The sequence below is a fragment of the Pseudarthrobacter xylosi genome (assembly GCF_055412765.1).
On sequence record NZ_JBVAYT010000001.1, the window covers coordinates 585,650 to 598,301 of the forward strand.

The window sequence follows — 12,652 nt, forward strand, 5'->3', positions numbered from 1 at the left end:
GGATTGGAATGGCCAGAGAGGGTGTAGCGCGTCATGAACGGTAAGTCGAGTAAGGAACCTTCAAAGAAGCGATCCTTCCCCTCCCTGAGCGGCGTATTTCTTGGCCTCATCCTTGGAGTCCTAGCCCTCGTCACTGAACATACTTCGCCGTTCTGGATCACCTTCAACGTCATCCTAAGTGTGATGACGTTTGGGTTCGCGGCCGCCAACATCGTAGGGTTGGCCGTCGTCAAACACCGCCGGTCGCCAAGGGCAGATCACTCCAACCCGTAGCGGATGAGGATCGGCTTACGGGCGCATCTAGCGGCAATACCGCACGTAGCCTCCGTTTGCGCCATAGTTGGAACGACGAGAGGGAGTCACATAGACATGGGGACAGAGTCTTACGTTCCGAACGAACTGCTATCACGGCTGGTTGGTGACCGGATGTATTCGGTCGAGTTCGTACTCAACGACTATGTGCAGTTGCGATTCGATGGAACATCGGCTGCCGGTCCTGTCACGCTGAACTGCTACGTATGGCCCGTCGTCAAGACTGTCGATCGTCCCTGGCATGAGCAGGACCTTGGCTACGCGGACGCGCTACGCAGATTGACCCCCGGCACAGTGACCTCGACGAGCGAAGCCACAGGTACAGGCATCCGCATTAACCTCGACACGGGTGCCATAGTAATTCATCCTGCCAAAGAAGAAATCTTCGTCGAGATCGCCGAACTCATGGGATTCCCCGATGGGCTTGGATGGTCTGGCGCCCAGGCGAGGACAGCTTCGAGGACCTGGCCTGACCGCAAGGCGTCCCGGAAGGGGTTCGGCTAGCGGGCACCAAGGGTGCGGTGATCGACCGGCTTACGGACATGGATTTTTCCAATGTGGATGATCTCGTGCTCGTGTCAGCGCAGAGGACTGCGTGATGCTTGGTTCAGTTGTCCGGGTACTGGTTCGGTGGCTGCAATGTCGCCCATCCAGGAGAGAGCTCGCAACGACGACAACCGCCATCTACCTGTCTTGTAATGTTTGTCTCGGCTGACGCTCGTCAGCCCATCACTCGAACTTTTGGGGAAACAAATGAATAAGATCGCGCTGCGCGGAATTGGCGCCTCGGCACTGTTGGTTTTGGGGCTCACAGCCTGTAGTGGGCCAATACCCTCGGTGGACGCTTCAGTTCCTGCATCTCCCACGCCGACGGAGATTCCATACCGAACATACCCCAAAGCTGAACTGATAAAGATGATCGGTGACGTAAGGGATTCCAACGACGTCCGCCTCCTCGTGATGCCAGACGACCGACTGGCGGACACCATGGCACAAGTTCAGTCTGTTATTGCGAACAGCACAGTACAGCCGGCCGTGTGTGCAGACTTCGCCACTGGGGGTGGCGTGCAGTTCGAGGAAGGAGCCGTTTTGAGCATCGGTGCATCCGCCAGCTCGAACAATGATTCCGCACAACTGCTGACACTAATTTCAGGCGTACCAGAGGAAAAAGTGAAGGCCGTGGCTGCGGACAAGGCCACCGAGCTGGCAGGTTGCACGGAGATTCAGATGTCAGTTATGGGGCAGACGATTAACGCCAGCACAAAGGCCATACCTACATCCGCCAAAACACCCGGAGCTGTTGCCTACCGCACCACGATCGGCGGTACAGGAGGTGCCCAGGATCAGTTGGTCGTGACGGCCGTTAAGAGCGGCGTGGTCTTGATCAGCCAGTCCGCTGGAAGCAAGGTGGCCGACTCCGACTTGTCCAAGATCGAAACCATGCTGGACCAAGCCGCAGACCTGATCAAGTAACCTCATCGGTCCGCGGTTGTTGTCGTTGCTGAAGGTGCCCAGCAACGACAACAACCAGCTGATTCGCAGGCCATCTAAAAATTGGAACTCGCCCCACCGCAAGCAGATAGCATTGCCAAGTGACCCCGCGTTGGGCAACTCCCAGCTGCTGCGGCGGGAAGGTGAACGGTCGACGGCGGGACGTCCCGCCGTCGACCGCTGAGTTGGGTGCCGCTGCCCCACAGTGCGGCAGGGAATCCGGAGCCCTACGAGGCCCGAGTGAATGTCCCCAGCCCGGTCCTGTCGTAGAAGTCCAGGGTAACGCTTGGCGAGGAGCCGCTGGGTGCTGCTGCAAACAGTGCCCCGGCCAGGCCGTTGGCGTTTTCGCCGATGGATTCGAAGCTGAAAGTGTCGCCGTCAAAGTGGGTCAGCGGGAAAGTGGTGGGACTGCCTTGCGGTCCCAGTCTCATGGCCAGTTTCCCAGCGTCTTCAAGGACAACAAGCTGGCCATAGTAGGAGTTGTCGTAGGTGCCCGTGTAGGCACTGTTTGCCAGGGCAGGAGAGGGGGTGGGCGGAGTCTTGGTGTAGTCGACCTCAGGCTTCTCGGACTCGTCAATTTGCTTGAACGCGCCAGCAGTGAATGGCAGCCAATCGACCGTGGGCGATCCGTGCTGGGCCGCATCCAGAAAGCCAGCGGCGATTGCTTCAGGAATCCCCTGCGGGCGCCCGTTGGTCAGGGCCACAATGGCCAGCTGTTCACCCGGAAGCATCGAGACGGCGGTGGCTGCGCCAAGATTAAATGCCCCGGAGTGTCCCAGCTGGACACGGCCCTGGTCGTCGTAAGAGACGTTCCAGCCCAGCCCGTAGAAACGGGAGCGGGCAGCGGGAGCCGACGCCGGACCGGAGACTACGTGGGGCACGTGGGTTGTTTGGAGGGCAGCCGCATCAATAACGGGCTTGCCCTCGAAACTGCCGTTTCCGAGCTGCAGCCGGAGCCATTGCGCAAGGTCCCGCACCGACGAACTGGCGCCCCCTGCCGGAGCTTGGGGATCGGCGTTGCGGCGGTATTTCGCCGCCCACTCCTTGTTCCCGAGCGGCACATGAAGGATGGCCTTGTTGGTGGCTTTCTCATAGTCCGAGTGGCGGTAACTGCTGGCGGACATACCCAGCTTCCGGAACAGGATCTCGTCGGCCAGGTCGTCCCAGGTCATTTTCATCGCATCGGCGGCTGCCTGGCCGGCTTCCGTGTAGCCGAAGTTGCTGTAGTTGTAGCTGGCCCGGAATGTATCAAGAGGCTCCTGATTAAGGTGGGCGAAGATATACGCCCGATCGAATCCGAGGTCCTCCAGCAGGTCACCCGAGCCCGTTTTCTGCCCGCTGCGGTGTGCGAGCAGATCAGCAAAGCTCGCATTCCGCGTGACGTAGTCATCCTTGAGCGCGAAGCTTTTGTTATGGCCAACGACGGCGTCGGCCCAGTTGATGACCTGCCGCCCCACCACCCCTGCCACCACGGTGGACCCCAGGGGCTTGGACACAGAAGCCACCTGGAACACCGTGTCAGGATCGATCTCCTCGGGCTTTCCGACCTCCCTGACCCCGAAGCCTTTGGAGTACACCACCTCGTCCCGGTACACCACGGCTACGGCCATCCCCGGCAGCCCGGTGCTCTCCATGGCCTCCTCGATCAATTCGTCGAGCTTGGCCAAGGCATTATCGACTTTCGGCCGGTCCAGCAGCGGCTCGACCTGCCGGGGCGGGGCCGGGAGCAGTGCTGCCGAGTCCGATGACACAGGCTGCACGGATGCGCCCGTGCAGGCGGACAGCAGGGGCAAAGCGGCAATACCGGCCGCCCCAATCCCGGCCGCCTTCAGCAGCGAACGTCGGTTCGGGGAAACAAATCCGGTGCTGTCCATGGACTCTCCCTTGAGCCGTCAGGCGGTGAGCGCTCCGGACCGAGCCGGCCGTCCCGTTTCCCTCCATAGTGAACCCGCGCACTGCAGCCAGGCAATGGATGTTGGCGAAGTTGGGGGGGACGTTGGGTACCGCTCCCCTACAGCGCCGACCAGCCGCCGTCGGACGCGAGGATGGCGCCGTTGACGTTGGTGCCGTCGTCGCTGAGCAGGAACGTGATGGAGGCCGCGAGCTGCGCGGCGGTGGCGGGCGTGGGGACGGTGGCCTGCATCAGCGGGCCGAGGCGTTCGGCCGCGAGCTGGGAACCCCAGTTGGCCACGATGCCGGTGATGGTGGGGCCGGGTGCCACGGCGTTGAAGCGCAGTCCCAGGGGCCCGTACATCACGGCTGAGTTTTTGGTCAGGCCCACGACGGCGTGCTTGGACGCAGTGTAGGCGGCGCCGGCGGCGGACCCGCGCAGGCCGGCCTCGGAAGCGACGTTGACCACGGAGCCGGTGCCGGCGTCGAGCATCAGCGGAACAACCGCGCGGGTGAGGCGCATGAGCGCGGTGACGTTAATCCGGAAGACGCGGTCCCAGAGTTCGTCGTCCACTTCATGGATGGGGGCGAAGTTGTCCATGATGCCGGCAACGTTCGCCAGGGCATCGACCCGTCCACCGGCGGCAGCGACCACGGCGGCCACGGTCTCTTCGGTGGAGATGTCGCCGGCGACCGGGACCAGGTCCAGGCCTCCGTTCTCAAGAATCAGGTCTTCGAGCCGTTCCTTGCTGATGTCGGCTGCGATGACGCGGCCGCCTTCCTTGGCGATGCGCAGGGCGGTGGCCTGGCCGATGCCGGAGGCTGCGCCGGTGACGATGACGGTCTTCCCGGCGAACCGGCCGTTGGTGGTGGTTTCCTGCCAGGTAGCTTCGTTGCCCATGATGTCCTTCCAGACGTTGACGGAGATAATGCCAACCACCTTATGACACTCTGTGTCATTATGTAAGGGTGAATACTGGTGGGATGCCTTCGGATGCCTTGACCACCGCCGCGCGCCCCACCGGGCGCCCGGTGACGATTGATCCCGACGCCGTGGCCGCCATCGCGCTGCGTCTGTTCGCCGAGCGCGGCTACGAGCAGACCTCCATGGAGGACATCGCGCGGGAGGCCGGCATCGGACGAAAGAGCCTGTACCGCTACTTCTCCAGCAAGGCGGAGCTCATCTGGGGCGGCATGGAGCCGGTGGTCGAGGCTTCCGGCCGGGTTCTGGATTCGGCCCGCGGCCAGGAAACTTCCGACGGCGACGTCCTGGCGGGGCTGCGGAAGGCAGCTGTCGCAGGGGTTTCCGTGATCCCGGACCTGGCGGTCACGCGCGGCCGGCTGCGGCTGATCGCCGAGCATCCCGAGCTGGCCAGCAGGAGCTACGAGTCGCTGGCACCGCAGCGCGAGCGCGCACGGGCGTACCTTGTTTCGGCAGGCGTAGGCGAGGACGAGGCGGGGTATCTGTGCGCCGCGTTTATAGGCGCCACGTTCGAGGCCTGGATGCGGTGGGCCGCGGGGACGGATCCCGATCCGGTGCCCTATCTGGTGGCGGCCGTCGCGGTGCTTCGGCCGCCGGCAGCCTGACCCACCCCGAGCAGATTCGGCCTCAGCACAGTGCCTTCAGAACTGAAGTATGTTTTGGTGTATCTTCACGTGCTAGATTCAGGGTTCCGCGCTGACCTTGCGGGCGCGGCAATTTTGGGGGATTTTATGCTGCTATTCGACCGCTTCCGGGCCCTATCGATTCGGGTCTTCCTCGTCATCGTGCTGATGCTTTGCCTAGCGCCGATTGCCCCATCACAGGCGGTGGCGGCACTGGCCTTGACGGCTCCCGTGCCGACCATCACCGGCACGGCAAAGGTCGGGTCCACCCTCACCTCCGTCCCGGGCGTCTGGGGCCCGGCGCCCGTCACCCTGGCGTATCAGTGGAAAGCCAACGGCACCGCAATCCTCGGCGCAACCGCGGCCACCTACAAGCCCGTCGCCGCCCACACCGGCAAGACCCTCACCGTCACCGTCACCGGAACCAAAACCGGCTACACCACCACCGCGAAAACCTCCGCCGCCACAGCCTCCGTGGCGCCCGCAGGACCAGGCGTCGATGTCTCGTGGCCCCAGTGCGGCAAACCCCTGCCCAAGGGCCAGACCTTCGCGATCGTCGGCGTGAACAACGGCCTGGCGAACAACACCAACCCGTGCCTGGCCACGCAGCTGTCCTGGGCACGCACCTCCGCAGGCGGGACAGGCCAGCCGTTGGTGGCGCTTTACGTCAACACGGGTAACCCCGGCCGGGCCGGATCCTGGTGGCCCACCAGCAATACCTACGCCGGGAAGACTGTGGCCAACCCGTACGGGATATGCAAGTCGGGTTCAGTCGGTTCAGCCTGCTCTTACATGTACGGCTACGCCAAGGCTTATGACGACGCCAACCTCCGCGGGATCAGCAACCCCGCCTCCTACATGTGGTGGCTGGATGTCGAGACCGAGAACACCTGGTCTGCAGACAAGAGCGCTAACAGGGCCGACCTGGAGGGCATGGCAGCCTACTTCGCCAGCATCGGAGCCAAAACAGGGCTCTACTCAACAAGCTACCAATGGTCCCAGATCGTCGGCACCGTGCCCTCTTCAAGCAACCTCTACACCCTGCAAAGCTGGCTCGCCGGCGCGAGCTCGCTGGCCTCGGCAACAATGAAGTGCGCGGACGCCCCGCTGACCGGCGGCGGCAAAGTCACGCTAACCCAGTACATCGCGAGCGGCTTCGACTACAACAAATCCTGCATCTGACCGTACCAAAACGCCAGCGGACGACGGCGGGAGGTCCCGCCGTCGTCCGCTTGAGTTTGTGTAGTTACTGTCTGTGGTGGCCGGCAGTGGCCACGATGGCCTTGCGCGCATCCGTCTTGCTTGCCGGGAGACCCGCGTACGTCCAGACGCTGGCCCGGCCGGAATCACTCGGAATGAGCTGGCCCTCGTACAGCTGAATGCTCGCTCCCGTGGGGCTCTTCCACACGCCGGTCAGTTCGCAGTGTGTGCCGGTGGCCTGCTGACGCGGCACGGACAGGTTGATGACGCGGCGTGCACGCTTCTCGGCCACGGGGATCCTCTTTTTCACAATGCCGCTCCTGCCGGTTCCCGGTAGGTGCTTTCGGGAACATCCGTAATGAACATGTGCCCGGGGGCGTGGCTGATGGCGTAGGCGGGCCTGGAGGCCATCACGGCGCTCTGCGGCGTCACGCCGCAGGCCCAGAAAACCGGCACCTCCCCTGGCCGGATCTCCACCGCATCCCCGAAGTCGGGGCGGTTGATGTCGGCAATGCCCAGATCCTCAGGCGACCCGACGTGGACCGGGCTGCCGTGAACCTTCGGCACTTCCGACGTGACACTGACGGCAGTTTCAACCAGTTCGGGCAGCATCGGACGCATGGAAACCACCATGGGGCCGTGGATCCTGCCGGCCGGGGTGCACTCCACGGCGGTGCGGTACATGGGGACATTGCGTCCGGATTCGGTGTGCCGCAGCGGGATCCCTGCACTGGCGAGCGCGGCTTCGAAGGTGAAACTGCAGCCGATGAGGACGCCCACCATGTCGTCGCGCCAAACAGACGCGACGTCGGGCACCTCCTCGACCAGTTCGCCGTCCACCCACACCCGGTAGGCGGGGATATCGGTGCGGATATCGGAGCCGGGCGCCAGGGCGCTTTCGTATTGTCCCGCCGGGATGACGTCGATGACGGGGCAGGCTTTCGGGTTCAGCCGGCAGAATTCTATGAATTCATCGGCGTAGTCTGCCGTCACCGCTATCAGGTTCGCCTGGGTGTAGCCGTCGCTCCAGCCGGAGGTGGGGGTGACCAGGCCATTGCGGAACTTCAGGCGGGCGTCGGCGGGGGCCAGGAGGGCGTGTGGCTGGCTCACTTGGACTCCACAAGTTCAGCAGAGGTCTGCAGGTATTCCTCATCCTCGGCAACGTTGGAGTCGCGGCCCAGGGCCAGGCCTACCAGGGTCAGGAGGCAGGCCACGCTGAGGTAGATGGCCACCGGAACCCAGCTGTGATAGGTGCTCAGCAGGAGGGTAAACATAAACGGGGCGATGGCGCCGCCGATGATTCCGGCGAACGTGTAGGCCAGTGAGCTGCCGGTGGAGCGGAGCCGCGGCGAGAACTGCTCCACGACGAACGCCGCCTGGGGTCCGTACATAAACGAGTGGCAGAGCAGGCCCAGCACGATGCCCACGATCAGCATGACCGGGGACCGCCCTTCGAGGATGATGAAGAACAGGTAGGCCCAGACGGCGGCGCCCACTGCGGCGATTGCGTAGACCAGGCGGCGGTTGATGCGGTCGGAGATGGCGCCGGCGAGCGGCATGGTGAAGAGCTGGAGGGCTGACCCGACCATCACGGCGACGAGAACCTGGCCGCGGTCGAAGCCGAGTTCCTGGATGCCGTAGGTGAGGGTGAAGACCGTGCACATGGCGTAGAGAACGTCCGGGCCGATGCGGCTGAGCATGGCGGCGATGAGGGGCCGGCGCTGGGTGGCGAGGACTTCGCGGATGGGGGCCTTGGGCTTGTCGCCCCGGGCTTCCATGGCCTTGAAGATGGGGGTGTCCTCGAGCTTGAGCCGGATCCACAGGCCGAAGGCCACCAGCAGCGCGGAGATCAGGAAGGCGATGCGCCAGCCGTAGTCCAGGAAGGCTTCTTCGGACAGGCTCAGGGTGAGGATGGCGAGTGCACCGTTGGCCATGAGGTTGCCGGCGGGCGGGCCGATCTGTGCGGCAGAGGCCCAGAATCCGCGCTTGTTGGGGTCGCCGAATTCGCTGGAGAGCAGGACCGCGCCGCCCCATTCGCCGCCGACACCGACGCCCTGGGCGAAGCGGAGGAACACGAGGATGGCGGGGGCGATCACGCCGATGTCGTCATATGTGGGGAGCAGGCCGATGAGGAAGGTGGCCACGCCGATCAGCATCAGCGTGATGACCAGGATCTTCTTGCGGCCGATCTCGTCCCCGAGCCGGCCGAAGATGATGCCGCCCACGGGGCGGGAGATGTAGCCCACGGCGTAGGTGGAGAACGCCAGCAGGGTACCCGTGACCGGGTCCGAGGCCGGGAAGAAGATGAGCGGGAAAACGATCGCAGCGGCGGCGGAGTAGACGGCGAAGTCGTAGAACTCCAGCGCGGTTCCGGTCAGGCTGGCCGCGAATGCCTTGTACATGTCCTTGCGCCCCACCGGGGGCTTTGCGTCAACGGGGGCCATTGCTTGGGGAGTGGCCATGTTAATCCTCCATGAAGAGAGTTGATGTCATCCGGGTCGGGATGGATGGTGCTCGTGTGCCTGCTTCTGCCCCGCCCGCGTCGTTGCAGGGTGGGACATTTGGGCGTCTGGCCGGCTTGCCGTCAGGGTGGCTGCGGAAGTCGAAACTGCGGCGAATCGTTGGATCGTAGAACAATCCTCTTGTTCAACAAGCTACGCGACGCAGATCACATTCGTCAAGGGGTTCGGGGGATTCAGTCGCCGCCGGCAGCTTCGGAGGCGAGGGCGGGGCTTCGCAGAAGGAGGCCGGCGCCGGGCTCCTTAGAGGGTCCCCGGCGCGGGTACGCGTAGGGCCCGGCTCTTTGGAGAACCGGGCCCTACGCTTACCACACTTCACGAACTGCATTTCAAGACATCAGATGGCCGGCCAGTTGCCAGCCGGATACCAGGCGAGGCTATTCAACCAGTTCGTCGTCAAGAACGGCCTTCAGCACATTGACGCGCATCGGAATCACGGAGTCGTAGTGTTTTATCCCACCGGACACGTGCTTCGAGAAGACGTCCTCGAGGAGCGAGGGCATCTCCTTCACCGTCTTGGTATAGCGCTTAGCGGCAAATTCAAACTCTGACCTGTTGGCCGTAATTGTCTTATTCAGAGTCTTCGCCTCATCAGCAATTGCCAGCAGTTCTGCGTCCGGCGCATTCCTCTTCTTGGCGTCGTCCGCCTTCTGCACCAGCTGGTCCTTGAGCACAGTGAACGTTCCGTAATCCCGTTCACCTTTAGCCGTGGCCGCCGCATCGACTTCAAGCTGCCGCACTCGCCTGTCGACCCTCCGGGCGTATTCAACATATGCAGGGTTCTTTGACTGCCCAAGCTGGTCAGTGGAACTACGACAGACGCCGGCAGCCTTGATAAGCAGCTCATTGCGCTCATTCAGGTTGGCCGCCCGACTACCGATAAAGATGCCGTTGCAACTCTCGTCGCCTTCTCTGAATACCGAATCAAACTGTGGATAGGAGTCGACGAGCCCTGCCATGAAGTCAACAAAACCCAGGTAGGAGTCTTCAAACTGGGCAACCGCCTCGCTGGCCTGGCCCTCCTTGATTCCACGGCCAGCCTTCAATGTCCCCATGGCGTCGCGAGCGGAAGTCTCGGCTTCTTTGAACGCGTCATGCTCGTTCTTCGATTCCTGCTCAGCCTTTTCCCGTGATCCGCCGGCATTTTGTGCTGCTTTATATGCCGCCAGGTACGTGTTCGCTGCTGGTTGCAGCTTGCTTCGCGCATCAACGAGTGTTTTTATCTGCTCGTCCTTGAGCTGCGTGAGGCTCTCCCTATCCTGCTGCCTGCCCAGGTTCGTCATTGTAACGATGACGGCAGCGATCAATAGCAGCGAGACAATAACGCTGGTTAGCACGATAACGTTCCTACGGCCTTTGCCGCGGATCAGACTGGAAGCCATGGCCTATCCCTCACTCTTCATGTCTGGATCCGCCGATTCAAGGCTGTCCTTCAAGATCCGTTCGAAGTCCGAATTGGATTTGTTTGCCTTATTAACAATCTCGGCGTATTTCGCCTTCACATCAGACTCGTACTTCGTCTGCGCTTCATTGAGGGGTTTATTAATCTCCAGCATTGCCAATAACGCCTTGGTGTGGGCAGCAAAACGTTCCACACCTTCTTTACTGTCCACCACGGCTTGTTGGTTTTCCCGCTGCTTGCGAATCAGCGCTTCGACTCCGGAGAGGAGCGTAGTTGTTTCCTCGTCGCTGCCCTCCTTGGAGGACGACAGTGCCGCCAGGCATCCATCTGCGGCCTTGACGTACTCCTGAGCGTATAGCTCACCGGCGACATTCAACTTTGAATGCAGCGACGCACAAGCTCCTTCAACGGATCGCGTAATGTTCGTCAGGTTTATCGCAAGCTGATCATTGTAGGTAATGACGGCACTGTACTCGCGCTTGAATCCGTTGAACGCATCGGCAACTTCCTGCTTGTCCAGTGCCGGCGACGACTCCATGCGTTGCAGGCGCCCTAGATTGATGCTCGATTCACGTTTCAACCGCCCGGCTTCCTGATCAAGTACCTGCTGCTTGTCCTGATCAGGGGCTTCTTCTGTGAAAGCATCCCCATATCGCGTTGAAAATTCGCTCACCAGAGGCTCGTACAGGTTCATCGAGTTGTCCAAGATGACACGTTGATTGTTCAGGTGGACAAGATCCGAACCTTCCGTACCGGCCGTGCGCGAACCAGCAAACCAGATACCGAGGACGATGACCAACGCTGCTATCACCGAAATGGCAATGATTCTCATGCGCCGCGCAGTGCGCGGTTGTGATTCCCCATTTGTATCCAAGGTCATGTCCTCCCCCAATTGCGACCTCGTAAACCGCGCCAGAACGCCGCGGCTTCCGATGCGGCGCACGTGCTGGCCTTTGTATTGCGGCCATGCCGGCTGCCCTGCGCATCGGGGCGTATGCTCGCCACCCTATCCGTCAGGATTAGCGGATGGTTCCGGACTCGCCGGGAACCCCCTGCCCACCACGAACCTCGGGCGCCACGACAGACAAGGGGACGACGGCGGGAAGCTCCCGCCGTCGTCCGCTTCTGTCTGGTCCTTAGTGGCGGAAGGGGACCTTCTCCCAGCTCAGCACATCCCCGCCATCTCTGCCGTTGCCGGCCACCGTGAACCTGACGTAGTTGGTGGCATTGGCCGATCCGTCCACGGTGATGCGCTGCAGGTCATCCGCGGCGGGCTGGCCGTAGACCTCCAGCCAGGGCGAGCCGTCCGCCAGCGGCTGGTTCTCGGCGAAGACGTGGCTGTCGCCGTTGATGAGATAGACCGGACGGTCAAAGCGATTTGTCTCCTCAATGATGGCTGCAACGATCTCCCGGAACCCGGAGACCGTTTCCGGGTTGGCAGCAGCCGCGGCGAGCAGCGAGGGATCAAACATGTCCGCCTGCGTCATCAACACCACGGCGCGGTCGTTGCGGCGCTCGGCGTCACTGAAAGTTTCGCGGATCTGGTCCAGGACCGCATCCGTCCGGTGCTCGACTTCGGCCAACTGTTCCGGCGTGGGTGTCGTTTCGCCCAGGCCACTCCACGGAAGCAGCGAGTTGTTGCTGCCCTGGACGTTCACCACGGAAAAAGCCACGCGGTTCTGGGTGAAGCGGACATTTTCCGGAAGCCCAAGCTTCTCCTGTGTCTTGACCGGCATGGTCGCTCCCAGGGTCTTGCCGGGCTTGTCGAAGAAGACCTCCCGCAGCTTGGCCAGCCGTTCCAGCGGGTTGTAGGCGCCGTTGTTGGTGCGGTGGCAGTCCACCCACTCGTTGTCGCCGGGTGTGAAGACCAGCGGGTGCTCGAAAGTGTCGAACTGTGCCCGGATGTTGGCGAAGTACTCGTCGGAGCAGACCGAGGAGCCGTTCTTGATGTCGCCCACGTGGGTGACAAACTTCAGCGCACTGTCGGCGTTGATGTCCTGGATGCGGGCGGGGAACTTGGCGATTTCGGCGTCGCCGTAAGGGATGTCGCCCATAACGCCGAAGGTGAACGCCTGGGCGTCAGAGGTGTTATTGGCTGCGTTGGCGGGCTGGGACGCAAGGAGGCCGAGCGCCAGGACGGCAGCCGCCGTCGTCGTTTTTAGGGTCTTTGAAGGCATAGCGATGTTCCTGTGTCTCACGGAGTACTCCTACGCATACGGGGGATTCTCCGCCC

12 protein-coding genes are annotated in these 12,652 nt (G+C 62.4%); 4 read left to right on the forward strand and 8 right to left on the reverse strand.

The window, feature by feature from the left end; translation table 11 throughout:
* Positions 1-369 precede the first annotated feature (369 nt).
* Together ACZY1F_RS02740 and ACZY1F_RS02745 are read left to right on the forward strand one after the other, a co-directional pair.
* Entirely contained in the window at positions 370-816 is a 447-nt protein-coding gene (locus ACZY1F_RS02740; RefSeq protein ID WP_463940129.1) for a hypothetical protein, read from the forward strand.
* A gap of 249 nt (positions 817-1,065) precedes the next feature.
* Positions 1,066-1,785 (forward strand): hypothetical protein, encoded by a 720-nt coding sequence (locus ACZY1F_RS02745; RefSeq protein WP_463940130.1) that lies wholly within the window; start codon positions 1,066-1,068, stop codon positions 1,783-1,785.
* A 245-nt stretch (positions 1,786-2,030) separates the two neighbouring features.
* On the opposite strand, the gene ACZY1F_RS02750 is transcribed toward ACZY1F_RS02745, so the two are convergent.
* Both ACZY1F_RS02750 and ACZY1F_RS02755 read right to left on the reverse strand, forming a co-directional pair.
* Entirely contained in the window at positions 2,031-3,677 is a 1,647-nt protein-coding gene (locus ACZY1F_RS02750; protein WP_463940131.1) for a serine hydrolase, read from the reverse strand.
* Positions 3,678-3,814: 137 nt separating this feature from the next.
* The gene (locus ACZY1F_RS02755; RefSeq protein ID WP_463940389.1) at positions 3,815-4,594 is read right to left on the reverse strand and encodes an SDR family NAD(P)-dependent oxidoreductase; all 780 of its coding nucleotides are present in this window, start codon (positions 4,592-4,594) and stop codon (positions 3,815-3,817) included.
* 83 nt (positions 4,595-4,677) lie between these two features.
* Here ACZY1F_RS02755 and ACZY1F_RS02760 point away from each other — a divergent pair, with 83 nt between their 5' ends.
* Both ACZY1F_RS02760 and ACZY1F_RS02765 read left to right on the forward strand, forming a co-directional pair.
* On the forward strand, positions 4,678-5,280 hold the full coding sequence (locus tag ACZY1F_RS02760; protein WP_463940132.1) for a TetR/AcrR family transcriptional regulator: 603 nt from the start codon (positions 4,678-4,680) through the stop codon (positions 5,278-5,280).
* 126 nt (positions 5,281-5,406) lie between these two features.
* The gene (locus tag ACZY1F_RS02765; protein ID WP_463940133.1) at positions 5,407-6,480 is read left to right on the forward strand and encodes a hypothetical protein; all 1,074 of its coding nucleotides are present in this window, start codon (positions 5,407-5,409) and stop codon (positions 6,478-6,480) included.
* 64 nt (positions 6,481-6,544) lie between these two features.
* Here ACZY1F_RS02765 and ACZY1F_RS02770 read toward each other — a convergent pair whose 3' ends face one another.
* The 6 genes from ACZY1F_RS02770 to ACZY1F_RS02795 form a co-directional block, all read right to left on the reverse strand.
* Positions 6,545-6,808 carry a hypothetical protein gene (locus ACZY1F_RS02770; RefSeq protein WP_463940134.1) on the reverse strand — a complete coding sequence of 88 codons (264 nt, stop codon included), beginning with the start codon at positions 6,806-6,808 and terminating at the stop codon, positions 6,545-6,547.
* A complete protein-coding gene (locus ACZY1F_RS02775) occupies positions 6,805-7,608 on the reverse strand; it encodes a putative hydro-lyase (RefSeq protein ID WP_463940135.1) in 804 nt (267 codons plus the stop codon). The genes ACZY1F_RS02770 and ACZY1F_RS02775 overlap by 4 nt, the downstream gene beginning before the upstream one ends.
* On the reverse strand, positions 7,605-8,960 hold the full coding sequence (locus tag ACZY1F_RS02780; RefSeq protein WP_463940136.1) for an MFS transporter: 1,356 nt from the start codon (positions 8,958-8,960) through the stop codon (positions 7,605-7,607). The genes ACZY1F_RS02775 and ACZY1F_RS02780 overlap by 4 nt, the downstream gene beginning before the upstream one ends.
* Before the next feature lie 434 nt (positions 8,961-9,394).
* A complete protein-coding gene (locus ACZY1F_RS02785; RefSeq protein ID WP_463940137.1) occupies positions 9,395-10,399 on the reverse strand; it encodes a hypothetical protein in 1,005 nt (334 codons plus the stop codon).
* Positions 10,400-10,402: 3 nt separating this feature from the next.
* The gene (locus ACZY1F_RS02790) at positions 10,403-11,299 is read right to left on the reverse strand and encodes a hypothetical protein (protein ID WP_463940138.1); all 897 of its coding nucleotides are present in this window, start codon (positions 11,297-11,299) and stop codon (positions 10,403-10,405) included.
* A 256-nt stretch (positions 11,300-11,555) separates the two neighbouring features.
* The gene (locus ACZY1F_RS02795; RefSeq protein WP_463940139.1) at positions 11,556-12,596 is read right to left on the reverse strand and encodes a metallophosphoesterase family protein; all 1,041 of its coding nucleotides are present in this window, start codon (positions 12,594-12,596) and stop codon (positions 11,556-11,558) included.
* Between the last annotated feature and the right edge of the window lie 56 nt (positions 12,597-12,652).